This is a genomic window from Clavibacter quasicaliforniensis (assembly GCF_051201715.1).
Lineage (GTDB): Bacteria > Actinomycetota > Actinomycetes > Actinomycetales > Microbacteriaceae > Clavibacter > Clavibacter seminis.
The window spans coordinates 2,019,301-2,034,020 of record NZ_CP139624.1 but is presented as its reverse complement, the minus strand read 5'-3'; the positions used below and the strand labels follow the sequence as shown (position 1 = coordinate 2,034,020).

Here is a 14,720-nt window from a genome sequence, read left to right as displayed (position 1 = left end):
CGCCCGGCGCCCGCTCGGTAGACTTCCGGAGTCATGATGCGCATCCAGGACCTCCGCGGCACCACGCCCAGCACCGCCGACCTGCTCGACCTCCTCCCGCGTCCGGTCACCGACGTCGCCGTCGCGCTGGACGTCGCCCGCGAGCTCGTCGAGGACGTGCGCACGCGGGGGAGCGCGGCCCTGCTCGACCAGGCGGAGCGGCTCGACCGGGTCCGTCCAGAGTCGCTGCGCGTGCCCGCCGAGGCGATCGCCGCCGCCGTCGACGGCCTCGACCCCGCCGTCCGCGCCGCGCTCGAGGAGGCCATCCGCCGCGTCCGTCTCGGCTCCGCCGCGCAGGTCCCGCCGGAGACCACCACCACGGTCGTGCCCGGCGGCACCATCGTGCAGCGCTGGCAGCCCGTCCGCCGCGTCGGCCTCTACGTGCCGGGTGGCAAGGCCGTCTACCCGTCGAGCGTGGTGATGAACGTGGTCGCCGCGCAGGTCGCCGGCGTCGCGAGCATCGCCCTCGCCTCGCCCGCGCAGGCCGCGCACGGCGGATCCGTGCACCCCGTCATCCTCGGCGCCGCCGGCCTGCTCGGCGTCGACGAGGTCTACGCGATGGGCGGCGCGGGGGCCATCGGGGCCTTCGCGCACGGCGTCCCGGATCTCGGCCTCGACCCCGTCGACGTCGTCACGGGCCCCGGCAACATCTACGTCGCGGCCGCCAAGCGCGTCGTCCGCGGAGTCACCGGAATCGACTCCGAGGCCGGCACGACCGAGATCCTCGTCATCGCCGACGCGCACGCCGATCCCCGCCTCGTGGCCGCCGACCTCATCAGCCAGGCCGAGCACGACGAGATGGCGGCCTCCGTCCTCGTGACCGACTCGCCGGAGCTCGCGCGCGCGGTCGACGCCGAGGTCGAGGCCCTGGCGGCGACCACGGGTCACTCGGCCCGCGTCGGCCAGGCGCTCACCGGACCGCAGTCGGCGATCCTCGTGGTCGACGACCTCGTCACGGCCGCGCGCTACAGCGACGCCTACGGCCCCGAGCACCTCTCCGTCCAGACCGCCGACCCGGACGCCCTGCTCGCGCACCTGCACAGCGCCGGCGCGATCTTCCTGGGCCCGCACTCGCCGGTGAGCCTCGGCGACTACCTCGCCGGATCCAACCACGTCCTCCCCACGGGCGGCCAGGCCCGCTTCGGCTCGGGCCTCGGCGCGTACACGTTCCTCCGCCCGCAGCAGGTGGTGCGCTACGACGCCGACGCGCTGCGCGAAGCCGAGCCGATGATCGTCGCGCTCAGCCGGGCCGAGGACCTGCCCGCGCACGGCGACGCGGTGACGGCGCGCCTCACGCCCTGACGTATCCTGGCCACACCATGTTCTGCCCCTTCTGCCGCCACCCCGACTCCCGCGTCGTCGACTCCCGCACCAGCGACGACGGCCTGTCGATCCGCCGGCGCCGGCAGTGCCCCGAGTGCGGCCGCCGCTTCAGCACCACCGAGACCGCGAGCCTCAGCGTGATCAAGCGCAACGGCGTGGTCGAGCCGTTCAGCCGGGAGAAGATCGTCACGGGCGTCCGCAAGGCGTGCCAGGGGCGTCCCGTCACCGACACCGACCTCGCGGTCCTCGCGCAGCGCGTGGAGGAGGCGATCCGGGCCACCGGCGCGTCGCAGATCGAGGCCAACGACATCGGCCTGTCGATCCTGCCGCCGCTGCGCGAGCTGGACGAGGTCGCGTACCTCCGGTTCGCCAGCGTCTACCAGGGCTTCGATTCGCTCGACGACTTCGAGTCGGCCATCGCGCAGCTCCGCGTGGCGCACGCCGCGACCCCCGACGCGGACGCGCTCTGACCCGCGGCGGGTCCCACGTCCGTCCCGCGGGACGCCGCCCGCGCAGGCGCTAGCCTGGTGCCGATGTATCCCCTCCTCTTCCGCACGGTCCTGTCGCGCATGGACCCGGAGGACGCCCACCACCTCGCGTCCACGGCCATCGCCCTCCTCCCGTCGTCCGGCCTCGGCTGGATCGCCCGGCGGCTGACGGCACCGGATCCGTCGCTCGCGGTCGACGCCCTCGGCCTCCGCTTCCCGTCCCCGTTCGGCGTCGCCGCGGGCTTCGACAAGGACGCGCGGGCCGTGCTCGGCCTCGGCCAGCTGGGCTTCGGCCACGTCGAGGTCGGCACCGTCACGGCCGAGGCGCAGCCGGGCAACCCGCGGCCGCGCCTGTTCCGCCTGATCGAGGACCGCGCCGTCATCAACCGCATGGGCTTCAACAACGGGGGAGCGGCCGCTCTCGCCGACCGGCTCCGTCGCCTGAGGTCCCGGCGCGACCGGCCCGTGATCGGCGTCAACATCGGCAAGACCCGCGCCGTGGCCGTCGACGACGCCGTCGCCGACTACGTCCGGTCCACGCGCCTCGTCGCCCCGGTCGCCGACTACCTCGCGGTCAACGTCAGCTCGCCGAACACGCCGGGGCTCCGCGGGCTGCAGGAGATCGAGCTGCTCCGGCCCCTCCTCACGAGCATCCGCGACGCCGCGGACGGCGTGCCGGTGCTCGTGAAGATCGCGCCCGACCTGCAGGACGCGGAGGTCGAGCGGATCGCCGAGCTCGCGACGGAGCTGGGCCTCGCCGGCGTCATCGCCACGAACACCACGCTGTCCCGCGCGGATCTCCGCACCGACGCCGCGGTCGTCGAGGCTGCAGGCGCGGGCGGGCTCTCGGGGGCGCCGCTCGCCCCGCGCGCGCTCGAGGTGCTCCGGATCCTGCGCCGCGCGCTGCCCGCCGAGGCCTGCGTCATCTCCGTCGGTGGCGTGGACACCGCGGAGGACGTGCAGGCACGGCTCGACGCCGGCGCCACGCTGGTGCAGGGCTACACGGCGTTCCTGTACCGCGGTCCGCTCTGGGCGAGGTCGATCAACGCCGGCCTCGCGCGGATCCGCCGCACGCGGTGACGCGCACGCGCCGACGGCGCGTGCACGCGATCAGCTGAAGGTGACCTTCTCGCGCCGCTTCACCTGCGGCTTCGGCAGGCGCATCGGTCGCATCTGGATGGTGCGCATGCCCGTGTACCACCGGATCCCGCGCTCGACGCGGTCGGCGCCGACGCGGGCGGCGATGGCGGCCCGGACGCGTCGCCCGGTGAGGTAGGCGTCGATGATCGCGGCGATGACGAACACGTAGATCGACAGCAGCGGGATGGCCGACAGGTTCGGCAGCACGAAGGTGAGCACGACGACGACGCCCATCACGGGGAGCAGCAGCTCGCCGACGCTCCAGCGTGCGTCCACGACGTCGCGGGCGTACCGCTTCTGCGGGCCCTTGTCGCGGACGGGCAGGTAGCGCTCGTCGCCGGCGGCCATGCCGGCGTTGGCCCGGGCGCGCGCCTCGCGCGCCTTCTCCTTGGCCTGCTGCGCCGCGAGCTTGCGGTCCTGGGGCACGAGCGGGCGGAGGTTCGCGGCCTCCCGCTCCCGACGGGTCGGGGTGGGGCCCTTCTTCCCGTCGGCCGTGCGACCGTCGACGGGCGCCGGGGCGCTCGTCTCGGCGGGGGTCTCTGCGGGGGTGTGCTGCTTCGCCACGTCTCTCGTCCTTGCCTGGAGTGAATCTAAGATTACCTGCATGACGCCTCCCGACACCTCCGCAGACGCCGTGACCGCACCGGACCAGGAGGTCGTCGACCGACTCGCCGCCGCCGTCGCGGGAGGGCTGCCCACCACGATCGCCGACCTCTCGGCGCTCGTGCGCATCCCCTCCGTCTCCTGGCCGGCCTTCGATCCGACGCACGTCGCCGCCAGCGCGGACGCCGTCGCAGGGCTCCTCGCCGGGCTCGGCGTCTTCGACGACGTCTCCGTGCACCGCGCCACGACCCCCTCGGGCGACGACGGGCAGCCCGCGGTCCTCGCCATGCGCACCGCGCGGAACGGCAAGCCCACGGTGCTCCTCTACGCCCACCACGACGTGCAGCCCCCCGGAGCTGACGAGCACTGGGAGACCCCGCCCTTCGAGCCGACCCTCCGCGGCGACCGCCTGCACGGGCGCGGCGCCTCCGACGACAAGGCCGGCATCATGACGCACGTCGCGGCCATCCGCGCCCTCGTCGAGGCGGAGGGCGACGACCTCGACCTCGGCCTCGCCGTCTTCATCGAGGGGGAGGAGGAGGCCGGATCCCGCTCCTTCTCCGACTTCCTCGCCACCCACCACGACGCCCTCGCCGCCGACGTCATCGTCGTCGCCGACAGCGACAACTGGGACGTCGACACCCCGTCGATCACGATCGCCCTCCGCGGCAACGTCACGTTCCGCCTCACGGTGCGCACGCTCGACCACGCCTCGCACTCGGGCATGTTCGGCGGCGCCGTCCCCGACGCGATGATGGCGGCCGTCCGCCTCCTCGACTCCCTGTGGGACGAGCGCGGATCCGTCGCCGTCGCGGGCCTCACCTCGACCGACATGGAGACGCCGGACTACGACGACGCGCGCCTCGCCGAGGAGGCCGCGCTGCTGCCGGGCGTCTCCGCGGTGGGCACCGGCCCGATCCTCACCCGCCTCTGGGCGCAGCCGGCCATCACGGTCACGGGCATCGACGCGCCCTCCGTCGCCAACGCGAGCAACACGCTCCTCCCGGAGGTCTCCGTCCGCATCAGCGCGCGCATCGCGCCCGGCCAGACGGCGGCGGACGCGTACCGCGCCCTCGAGGCGCACGTCGAGCGGAACCGTCCCTTCGGCGCGCACGTGGAGATCAGCGACGTCGACCAGGGCGATCCCTTCCTCGTCGACACGACGGGCTGGGCCATGGCCGAGGTCACCGCCGCCATGACCGCCGGCTGGGGCCGCGCGCCCGTGCAAGCCGGCATCGGCGGATCCATCCCGTTCATCGCCGACCTCGTCGAGGCGTTCCCGTCCGCTCAGATCCTCGTGACCGGGGTCGAGGACCCGGACACGCGGGCCCACAGCCCGAACGAGTCGCAGCACCTGGGCGTGCTGCGGCGCGCGATCCTCAGCGAGGCCGTCCTGCTGTCGCGCATCGCCCGCCGCGGCTGACGGGCCCCTCCCGACCGCCGAAAGGATCGGCCCGACGGTCGGGAACACCCGGGTGACTCCCGCGGTTGCACGACGTAGACTCCACCGGAGTCGCCCGACCGCAGATCCCACCACCCGAGGAGTGCTCATGACCGACACCACGCTGACCGAGACCGCCCACGCGGCCCACCGCGTCGGACTCACGGACACCGCGGCGAGCAAGGTCAAGAGCCTGCTCCAGCAGGAGGGCCGCGAGGACCTCCGCCTCCGCGTCGCCGTCCAGCCCGGCGGCTGCTCGGGCCTCATCTACCAGCTCTACTTCGACGAGCGCGAGCTCGACGGGGACGCCACTGTCGACTTCGACGGCGTCGAGGTCATCGTCGACAAGATGAGCGTCCCGTACCTCGACGGCGCCACGATCGACTTCGAGGACACCATCCAGAAGCAGGGCTTCACCATCGACAACCCGAACGCCGGCGGGTCGTGCGCGTGCGGGGACTCGTTCCACTGACACACGGAACGGTAAGCGGATCTGGGCCCGGAAACACGGGGCCCGAGCAGGGAGTCGTCCTTCGGGCGGCTCCCTGTCGCGTAGTGTGGGACCCGTCACATCCGGTTCTTCGAAGGGTCTGCACGTGCGCTTCACTCGCCGTCAACGTTGGCTGACGATCCCCGTCGCCCTGGGCATCTCGGTACTCCTCGCGGGGTGCACGCAGCAGCAGCTCCAGGGCTTCCTGCCGACGGAGCCGGGCACGACCAACCACGTCGACTCGGTCATCGGCCTGTGGGTCACCGCCTGGATCGTCCTCCTCGCGGTGGGCGTCCTCACCTGGGGCCTCACCATCTGGGCCGCGGTCGTGTACCGCCGCCGCAAGGGCCAGACCGGCCTCCCCGTGCAGATGCGCTACAACATGCCGATCGAGATCTTCTACACGATCGTGCCGCTGATCCTCGTCCTCGGCTTCTTCGCCTTCACCGCGAAGGACCAGGCTGCCATCGAGGCCCGCTTCGACAAGCCCGAGGTCAAGGTCCAGGTCTTCGGCAAGCAGTGGGCATGGGACTTCAACTACCTCGGCGGCGAGACCGAGGCCGGCCAGCCCATCGAGGGCGGCGCGTACGAGCAGGGCGTCCAGGCGGTCGACGACCCGAACGGCCCGCAGGGATCCATCGACAAGGACAAGCTCCCGACGCTGTACCTGCCGGTCAACACCAAGGTCGAGCTCGAGCTCAACACCCGCGACACGCTGCACTCCTTCTGGGTCGTGGACTTCCTGTACAAGAAGGACCTCATCTCCGGCAAGACGAACTACATGACGTTCATCCCGGAGAAGGAGGGGACGTACATGGGCAAGTGCGCCGAGCTCTGCGGCGAGTACCACTCCCTCATGCTGTTCCAGGTGAAGGTCGTCTCCGTCGACGAGTACAACGCCTACATCGAGAAGCAGAAGGCCGCCGGCTTCGAGGGAGACCTCGGCAAGGACTACGACCGCCTGCAGAACCTCCCCGGCACCGACGTGCCGGCCACCACCGAGTCGTCCGAGAAGTAGGGCACACACCGTGACATCGACACTCAACCGTCCCACCGCAATCCCCGCGGGACAGGCGAAGGTCCTCGAGGACTCCGGCAAGGCCGAACGGCGTGGGAACGTCGTCGTCAACTGGATCACCTCCACGGACCACAAGACCATCGGGTACCTGTACCTCATCACCTCGTTCCTCTACTTCTGCCTCGGCGGCGTGATGGCCCTCGTCATCCGCGCGCAGCTCTTCGAGCCGGGCCTGCACGTCGTGGAGACGAAGGAGCAGTACAACCAGCTCTTCACCATGCACGGCACGATCATGCTGCTCATGTTCGCGACGCCGCTCTTCGCCGGCTTCGCCAACGTGCTCATGCCGCTGCAGATCGGCGCCCCTGACGTCGCGTTCCCGCGTCTCAACGCCTTCGCCTACTGGCTCTTCAACTTCGGCTCGCTCATCGCGGTCGCCGGATTCCTCACCCCGGCCGGCGCGGCATCGTTCGGCTGGTTCGCCTACGCGCCGCTGTCGAGCACGACGTTCTCGCCAGGGTTGGGAGGGAATCTCTGGGTGATGGGCCTCGCGCTCAGCGGCTTCGGCACCATCCTCGGCGCGGTCAACTTCGTGACGACCATCATCACGATGCGCGCACCCGGCATGACCATGTTCCGCATGCCGATCTTCACATGGAACATCCTCGTGACGTCGATCCTCGTGCTCATGGCGTTCCCGGTCCTCGCGGCCGCGCTCTTCGGCCTCGGCGCCGACCGCATATTCGACGCGCACATCTACGACCCGGCGAACGGCGGCGCCATCCTCTGGCAGCACCTCTTCTGGTTCTTCGGTCACCCCGAGGTGTACATCATCGCGCTGCCGTTCTTCGGCATCGTCTCCGAGGTCTTCCCGGTCTTCAGCCGCAAGCCGATCTTCGGATACAAGACGCTCGTGTACGCGACCATCTCCATCGCGGCCCTCTCGGTCACGGTGTGGGCGCACCACATGTACGTGACCGGGTCCGTCCTGCTGCCGTTCTTCTCGCTCATGACCATGCTCATCGCGGTCCCCACCGGCGTGAAGATCTTCAACTGGATCGGCACGATGTGGCGCGGCTCGGTCACGTTCGAGACGCCCATGCTGTGGGCCATCGGCTTCCTCATCACGTTCACGTTCGGCGGCCTGACCGGCGTCATCCTGGCGTCGCCCCCGCTCGACTTCCACGTGTCCGACACGTACTTCGTCGTGGCGCACTTCCACTACGTCGTGTTCGGCACCGTCGTGTTCGCCATGTTCTCCGGCTTCTACTTCTGGTGGCCCAAGTGGACGGGCAAGATGCTCAACGAGCGTCTCGGCAAGGTCCACTTCTGGCTGCTGTTCATCGGCTTCCACACGACGTTCCTCATCCAGCACTGGCTGGGAGTCATGGGCATGCCGCGTCGCTACGCGACGTACCAGCCCGAGGATGACTTCACGTGGATGAACCAGCTGTCCACCATCGGCGCCGGCATCCTCGCGCTCTCGATGATCCCGTTCTTCCTGAACGTCTGGATCACCGCGCGCACGGCACCCAAGGTCACGGTGAACGACCCGTGGGGCTACGGCCGTTCGCTCGAGTGGGCTACCTCCTGCCCGCCGCCGCGGCACAACTTCACGTCCATCCCGCGTATCCGCTCGGAGGCCCCGGCCTTCGACCTCAACCACCCCGAGGCGGGCATCCCCGTGGGAATCGGTCCGGCCAAGGACGCTCCCGATGCCGCGACCTACGACATCTCCAGCGACAAGGTGAAGTGACGTGCGCGCCAATAGGAACCTCTTCTACGTGCTCGCGGCGTTCTTCGCAGTCGCGGCGGCCGCGTACACGATCTGGCACCTGATCGACCAGAACACGGTCGAATGGGTCGGCACGTTGGCCATCGCCCTCTCTGGCGTGCTGGCCGCGTTCATCGGCTTCTTCGTCGCGCGTCTCTACTCGGCGCAGAACGGGGAGCTCCCGGAGGACCGTAGCGATGCCAACGTCGACGACGGCGACCCGGAGCTCGGGTTCTTCAGCCCGTGGAGCTGGTGGCCCGTGATCCTCGCAGCCGGCGCCGCGTCCGTGTTCCTCGGCCTCGCCGTGGGCATCTGGATCGCGATCATCGGCGGCGGGCTCGCCATCATCGCTCTCGTGGGCTGGACCTACGAGTACTACCGCGGCTACTTCGCGCGCTGATCCCATGGTCGACATCCGGCACGCGCAGGCAACCGACGGGGATGCGGTCTTCGCCCTCTGCCAGCAGCTCGACATGATCAACGCTCCGGCTACCCGGGACGACTTCGACGTCACCTTCTTCCACATCCTCCGGGCCAACAAGGACGAGGGGCGGGACGTCCTGCTCGTCGCGGAAGAGGCGGGGGCGGTCGTCGGATACGCGTACCTCGTCGTGAGCCGCCTGCTCTACGCGGGCGGATTGAGCGCCCACCTCGAGGAGCTCGTCGTCGACGCCGGAGCCAGGAGCGGCGGCACGGGCTCCGCTCTCGTGCGGGCCGTGGAGCGCCTCTGCGGTGATCGGGGCGTCGGGCAGATCACCATGAGCACGCGGCGTGCCGGGGAGTTCTACAAGCGCCTGGGATACGAGCGCACGGCCGAGTTCTACAAGAAGCTCCTGCGGTAGATCCGCTCCGCTCGTCGCGATGCCCGGTCTCCTCGGGAGGCCGGGCATCTGCGCGTCCTGCGGGCATCGTCGCGCCGTCGCGCCGTCGCGCCGTCGCGCCGTCCCGCCGTCGCGCCGTCGCGCCGTGGGCCGTGCGTCCGATGCGCCGCCGGCCCTCGTCGCGCGTACCAGGCGGTGGTCAGCGGGGTGTCGTGGAGGGGAGTCGACGGATCGCCACGACCGTGACGTCGTCCGGTGGCGTGGTCTCCGCGGCGAGGCGGGTGATGCTCGCGACGGCCGCGGCTGCTGTGCTGTCGGCGTCCATCGCCGTCCGGGCGGCGATATCCATGGACGCGATGGTCCCGTCGAAGAGGTCGAGCACGCCGTCGCTGCACACGAGGAGCATGTCGCCGGGGTCCAGCCGCACCGTCGACGGGGACCACCGCTGGGTGCCCAGGGCGCCGAGCGGGAGGTTCCGCGATGGGATGGGCTGGCGGGAGCCGTCAGCACGGCAGACGACGGCGAGGCCATGGCCGGCGTCGACCAGCGCGATGTCGCCGCTCTGCGCGTCGAGCCGGAGATGCAGGAGGGTGACGAAGGCGTCGTTCGCGTCGAGGTCGGATTCGACGGCGCAGTCGACCCCGGCGAGCGTCCGCCCCGGATCCAGGGACGTCGATGCGACCCGCAGCGCGGCACGCACGGTGGCCGCGATCATGGCCGCGCCCACGCCCTTGCCCATGACGTCGGCGAGCGTCACCACGAGGCCGTCGGGGGTGCGTTGCCAGTCGAAGAAGTCGCCGCTCACCGCCCCGCTGGGGACGCACGCGCCGGCGACCTCGTAGCCGGGCAGATCGGGGACGCGCTGGGGGAGGAACCGACGTTGCACGCTGCCGCCGTCCACGAGCTCCTGCCGGGATGTCGCGGCACGTGCGGCGAACATCTTGGCTGCCTGCTCGCCGCTGAGCGAGGCCATGCTGAACGACACGACGACGAGGAGCACCAGCGTGATGAGCGTCGTGCTCGGCGTCCCGAACCAGGTCGTGAAGATGCCGCTCCGAGGACCCGTGGCGAGGAACACCACCAGTCGGATCGCGTAGTACGCGGCGAGGGTCCCTGAGGCGAGGATGAGCGGCCAGCGCGTGCGCGACATGCCCGCGTCCAGCATGACGATCTCCCGGGTCGAGAGCCCGATGAGCCCGGCCATCAGCGCCAGGAACAGCGCACCGCCTGACCAGTCGTTCGTCGCGGGGGAGTCGGTCGCCGACACGGCCACCATGACGGCTGCCGGGGACACGACCAGCCACCACGGTGTCGCGCGGATGCGCAGGGATCTGCTCCCCATCCAGACGCAGGCGGCGCCCGCGACGATCAGCCCGTTCCCGAGCGGGTCGGCCCACGCCTGCGAGGCGGTGCCGTCCTGCAGGTAGGCGAGGGATCCGCTCATGAAGAGCACCAGGGCGGCGCACCACCAGAAGCTGAACGGCGATCGCGTGCCGCGGAACGTGACCAGCGCGAAGAGCAGGAACAGGGTGAGGGTCGTCACGCCGAAGGCGACGCGGAGGGTTATCGAGTCGAGCAAGATGCGGTCCGTGATCCATGGGTCGGGCCGGACGCGATGCCCCGTCGAGGATCAGCCGGTGGATGGAGTGGCGCTGCGATCGGGAGGCACGACACGATGGCGACCGCTTCCCCCCCCGGACAGCAGCTGTGTGACGTCCAACACGCTACTCCGTCACGCAGTCCCCGGTCCGGGGCGGGATGTCGCTGTCGGCGACGACCGTCGTCGAGGGGAGCCCGGCGAACGGGCGGGGTCAGCCGAGGTCGACGTCGTCGCGTCGACGCAGGACGTGGACCATGACGTCGATGGTGACATCGTGCCGAGCACCGCTGCCCGCGGCCGCCTCGACGGTCCCGCGATCGGCCACGGCTGCATGATGCGCGGACGGACCCATCCCCAGCAGCAGGCGGACGTCGTCCTCCGAGAGGCGGAGCACCCGTTCGACCCGCGTCTCCGACTCGGTCTCGAAGTACGGGTCAGCCGCCTCGAGGATCCGCTCCCGTTTGTCCGCCTGCACGCCGACCGCACGCCCCGACGCCCGCAGCTGCTCGAGGTGCTGTGGTCCCGCAGCGACGATCGCGACGCGGCCGCGCGGGGCGAGCACGCGATGGAACTCAGGCAGGTTGCGCGGCGCGAAGACGTCGAGGATCAGGTCGGCGACGCCCTCGCGCATCGGGAGGGCGGTCCAGGTGTCCGCGACGACGCCGTCGACCTCGGGACGGCCGCGGACGGCGATGGCGACCGCCGCAGGGGAGAGGTCGGCGGCGAGGCCGATCGACCCTGGCACGGCGTCCAGGAGGGCCCGGAGGTAGTGCCCGGTGCCGCAGCCCGAGTCGACGACGCGCAGACCTGCATCAAGGTGTGCAGCGCGGGCGACCGCGGGCCGTGACGGCCCATCCGATGCCGGCTCGTGCGGAGTGACCGTCGCGTGGGTCAGGGCGTCGACGAGCGGAGCGTAGTGCCCGCGGTCGAGGAAGGTGCCGCGCGCGGCGAGCATCTCGGCGGTGTCACCGGTGACGCGCGTACCCGGTGCGAGCAGGTTGGCGTAGCCCCGCTTGTTCGCGTCGACGGTGTGCCCGTGTTCGCACCGGAGCACGAGGGGCGGCACGGCATGCAGGTCCGACCCGCAGGAGGGGCAGCGGAGCCAGCTGGCGAGCCGGTCGAGATCCACGGGTCCTCCTGGAGACGATGCGGGCGGCGATCGAGCCGGACGCACGAGAGCCGGTCCGGCGTGACGCCGGACCGGCTCTCGATGCGCGTCCGCGCTGGACGCGGACGGGTCGTGCCTAGTGGTGGTCGCTGTGGCTGCGCTCGACGTCCTTGGTGGTGACCGGGGAGATCCGGTCCTCGAAGAACCACTTGGAGAGCGCCGCGCGGGCCCGCTGGTTGACCGTGATGCGTCCACGGCTGTCCGGGCGGATCATGAGCGGCTTGTAGTCGTCGTAGCTGACCAGGCGCCAGCGCTCGTACTCGTCGAGCTGCTCGTGCACCTCGATGAACTCGCCGCCGGGCAGCTTCACGATGCGGCCCGACTCGACGCCGTGCAGGGCGATCTCGCGGTCCTTCTTCATGAGCGCCAGGCAGATGCGCTTGGCGACCTGGTACGCGATGACCGGCCCGAGGATCAGCAGCGCCTGCAGCGTGTGGATGACGCCCTCCATCGACACCTTGAAGTGGGTGGCGATGAGGTCGGAGCTCGCAGCGGACCAGAGGACCGCGTAGAACGTGACGCCGGCGGCGCCGATCGCGGTGCGCGTCGGGGCGTTGCGCGGGCGGTCGAGGATGTGGTGCTCGCGCTTGTCGCCCGTGATCCACGCCTCGATGAAGGGGTAGAGCGCGACGAGCACGATGAACAGACCCAGGACCGTGATCGGCAGGATGATGTTGAACGAGAACGTGTGGTCGAACAGCACGAACTCGAGTCCCGGCGGGACGAGGCGCAGCGCGCCGTCCGCGAAGCCGATGTACCAGTCGGGCTGCGTTCCCGCCGACACCGGCGACGGGTCGTAGGGGCCGTAGTTCCAGATGGGGTTGATCGTGAAGAACGACGCCATGACGACGATCACGCCGAAGACGACGAAGAAGAACCCGCCGGCCTTCGCGGCGAACGTGGGGAGCACCGGGACGCCGACCACGTTCTCGTTCGTGCGGCCGGGGCCGGCGAACTGGGTGTGCTTGTGCACGACCACGAAGAGCAGGTGGAGCGCGAGGAACGCTACGAGGATCGCCGGCAGCAGCAGGATGTGCAGCGTGTAGAGCCTCGGGATGATGTGCGTGCCCGGGAACTCGCCTCCGAACAGGAGGAACGAGATCCACGTGCCGATGACCGGGATGCCCTTCACCATGCCGTCGATGATGCGCAGGCCGTTGCCGGAGAGCAGGTCGTCGGGGAGGGAGTAGCCGGTGAAGCCCTCGGCCATCGCGAGGATGAAGAGCACGAAGCCGATGAACCAGTTGAGCTCGCGCGGCTTGCGGAACGCACCCGTGAAGTAGATGCGGAGCATGTGCAGGCCGATGGAAGCGACGAACAGCAGCGCCGCCCAGTGGTGGATCTGCCGCATGAGCAGGCCGCCGCGGATGTCGAACGAGATGTCGAGCGACGAGGACATGGCCACGGACATCTCGACGCCCTTGAGGGGCGCGTAGGAGCCGGCGTAGTGCGTCTCCGCCATCGACGGGTTGAAGAAGAACGTCAGCCACGTGCCCGTGAGCAGGATGACGACGAAGCTGTAGAGCGCCACCTCGCCGAGCATGAATGACCAGTGGTCCGGGAAGATCTTCCGCCCGAACTCCTTGACGGCGACGCTGACGCTGGTGCGCTCGTCGAGGTAGGTCGCGGCCGCGGCGGTGAGGCCGCCCCCGCTCTTGGCGGCGGGTGCGGCGGCACCCGTCGTGGTCGGATCAGCTGTTGTAGTCACCACGACGCTCCCAGAAACTCGCCCCTACGGGCTCGGTGAAATCACTCTGTGCAATGAGGTAGCCCTCGTCGTTGACGGCGATGGGCAGCTGCGGCAGGGGCCGCTTGGCCGGTCCGAAGATGACCTCGCAGTGGTTGGTCACGTCGAACTGGGACTGGTGGCAGGGGCAGAGCAGGTGGTGGGTCTGCTGCTCGTAGAGCGCCACCGGGCATCCCACGTGCGTGCAGACCTTGGAGTAGGCGACGATCCCGTCGTAGGACCAGCCCTTGCGCTCCGGGGTCTCGACGAGGTCCTCGGGGCGGAGCCGCATCAGCAGCACCGCGGCCTTGGCCTTCTCCTCGAGCTTGCCCTCCTCCATCTCCATGAGGGAGGCGGGGATGACGTGGAACGCGGATCCGATGGTGACGTCCGACGCCTTGATGGGCGTGCCGGAGGGATCGCGGGTGAGGACCTCGCCCTTCTTCCACAGCGTGTGGCTGAGGGCGGAGGCGGGCTCCTCGGCACTGCCCGGGTACAGGTCGCGGAACAGGATCACGGCCGGCAGCGGGAAGGCGACGAGGGCGCCGATGAGGCTGTTGCGGATGAGGGAGCGGCGACCGAAGCCGGACTCCTCGTTCGCCTGGGCGAAGATCTCGACGGCGCGGGCCTGCGTGGCGGGCGAGCCGCCCTGCGGGTGGCGCTCGTCGATCAGCTCGTGGTCGCTCATGAGGGCCTTGGACCAGTGGATGGCACCGATGCCCAGGCTCAGGAGCGCCAGCGCGATGCCGACGCCGAGGAACAGGTTGTTGAGGCGCACGCTACCCGGGTCGTCCGCGTAGATCGGGAAGCCGAAGTAGGCGCCGATCGCGAAGACGCTGCCCACGATGGACAGGTAGAACCATGTGTAGACGACGCGCTCGGCGGTCTTCGCCTTCTTCGGGTCCTTGTCCGTGACGCGGAGGCGGTGCTCCGGGAAGCCGGGGTTCTGGAACGCGTCGCGCGTGGCGACGGCGGTGCCGCCGGGGAGCACGACGTCACGGCCTGCCGGCTCGAGCTCGCCGGCTTCGTAGCCCGCGGGGACGACGCCCGACTCGTCCTTATCGTCGTGTGCCATGTGCGTGCCTCTCC

Annotated in this window: 14 protein-coding genes; 9 read left to right on the top strand and 5 right to left on the bottom strand. The window is 70.4% G+C overall.

What is annotated here, in order from left to right:
* The first annotated feature begins 36 nt into the window (after positions 1-36).
* The 3 genes from hisD (at position 37) to NL142_RS09720 (ending at position 2,930) form a co-directional block, all read left to right on the top strand.
* Positions 37-1,341 carry a histidinol dehydrogenase gene (gene hisD / locus NL142_RS09730; protein ID WP_435081592.1) on the top strand — a complete coding sequence of 435 codons (1,305 nt, stop codon included), beginning with the start codon at positions 37-39 and terminating at the stop codon, positions 1,339-1,341.
* A 17-nt stretch (positions 1,342-1,358) separates the two neighbouring features.
* Positions 1,359-1,832 (top strand): transcriptional regulator NrdR, encoded by a 474-nt coding sequence (nrdR, locus tag NL142_RS09725; protein ID WP_012038534.1) that lies wholly within the window; start codon positions 1,359-1,361, stop codon positions 1,830-1,832.
* Positions 1,833-1,895: 63 nt separating this feature from the next.
* Positions 1,896-2,930: a quinone-dependent dihydroorotate dehydrogenase gene (locus tag NL142_RS09720; RefSeq protein ID WP_435079106.1), complete on the top strand. Its 1,035-nt coding sequence runs from the start codon at positions 1,896-1,898 to the stop codon at positions 2,928-2,930.
* A gap of 30 nt (positions 2,931-2,960) precedes the next feature.
* Here NL142_RS09720 and NL142_RS09715 read toward each other — a convergent pair whose 3' ends face one another.
* Positions 2,961-3,554: a DUF3043 domain-containing protein gene (locus NL142_RS09715; RefSeq protein ID WP_435079104.1), complete on the bottom strand. Its 594-nt coding sequence runs from the start codon at positions 3,552-3,554 to the stop codon at positions 2,961-2,963.
* Between the two features lie 40 nt (positions 3,555-3,594).
* Between NL142_RS09715 and NL142_RS09710 the strand changes: the two genes are divergently transcribed.
* The 6 genes from NL142_RS09710 (at position 3,595) to NL142_RS09685 (ending at position 9,158) form a co-directional block, all read left to right on the top strand.
* Positions 3,595-5,016 (top strand): dipeptidase, encoded by a 1,422-nt coding sequence (locus NL142_RS09710; protein ID WP_435079102.1) that lies wholly within the window; start codon positions 3,595-3,597, stop codon positions 5,014-5,016.
* 127 nt (positions 5,017-5,143) lie between these two features.
* Positions 5,144-5,506 (top strand): iron-sulfur cluster insertion protein ErpA, encoded by a 363-nt coding sequence (erpA, locus tag NL142_RS09705; RefSeq protein ID WP_435079100.1) that lies wholly within the window; start codon positions 5,144-5,146, stop codon positions 5,504-5,506.
* 124 nt (positions 5,507-5,630) lie between these two features.
* Positions 5,631-6,542: an aa3-type cytochrome oxidase subunit II gene (gene ctaC / locus NL142_RS09700; RefSeq protein ID WP_104234845.1), complete on the top strand. Its 912-nt coding sequence runs from the start codon at positions 5,631-5,633 to the stop codon at positions 6,540-6,542.
* 10 nt (positions 6,543-6,552) lie between these two features.
* Complete coding sequence (ctaD, locus tag NL142_RS09695) at positions 6,553-8,298, top strand: aa3-type cytochrome oxidase subunit I (RefSeq protein ID WP_194682398.1); 1,746 nt, start codon at positions 6,553-6,555, stop codon at positions 8,296-8,298.
* Position 8,299: 1 nt separating this feature from the next.
* Entirely contained in the window at positions 8,300-8,716 is a 417-nt protein-coding gene (locus NL142_RS09690; RefSeq protein ID WP_435079097.1) for a cytochrome c oxidase subunit 4, read from the top strand.
* 4 nt (positions 8,717-8,720) lie between these two features.
* Positions 8,721-9,158 carry a GNAT family N-acetyltransferase gene (locus NL142_RS09685; RefSeq protein ID WP_194682400.1) on the top strand — a complete coding sequence of 146 codons (438 nt, stop codon included), beginning with the start codon at positions 8,721-8,723 and terminating at the stop codon, positions 9,156-9,158.
* Between the two features lie 178 nt (positions 9,159-9,336).
* Here the strand turns inward: NL142_RS09685 and NL142_RS09680 are convergent, their stop codons facing one another.
* From NL142_RS09680 to qcrA, 4 genes are all read right to left on the bottom strand, one after another.
* Positions 9,337-10,716 carry a PP2C family protein-serine/threonine phosphatase gene (locus NL142_RS09680; protein ID WP_435079094.1) on the bottom strand — a complete coding sequence of 460 codons (1,380 nt, stop codon included), beginning with the start codon at positions 10,714-10,716 and terminating at the stop codon, positions 9,337-9,339.
* A gap of 232 nt (positions 10,717-10,948) precedes the next feature.
* The gene (locus tag NL142_RS09675) at positions 10,949-11,866 is read right to left on the bottom strand and encodes a methyltransferase domain-containing protein (RefSeq protein ID WP_435079092.1); all 918 of its coding nucleotides are present in this window, start codon (positions 11,864-11,866) and stop codon (positions 10,949-10,951) included.
* A 115-nt stretch (positions 11,867-11,981) separates the two neighbouring features.
* Positions 11,982-13,613: a cytochrome bc1 complex cytochrome b subunit gene (gene qcrB, locus NL142_RS09670; protein WP_119374015.1), complete on the bottom strand. Its 1,632-nt coding sequence runs from the start codon at positions 13,611-13,613 to the stop codon at positions 11,982-11,984.
* A complete protein-coding gene (gene qcrA, locus NL142_RS09665; RefSeq protein WP_086507402.1) occupies positions 13,597-14,706 on the bottom strand; it encodes a cytochrome bc1 complex Rieske iron-sulfur subunit in 1,110 nt (369 codons plus the stop codon). The genes qcrB and qcrA overlap by 17 nt, the downstream gene beginning before the upstream one ends.
* Positions 14,707-14,720 lie beyond the last annotated feature (14 nt).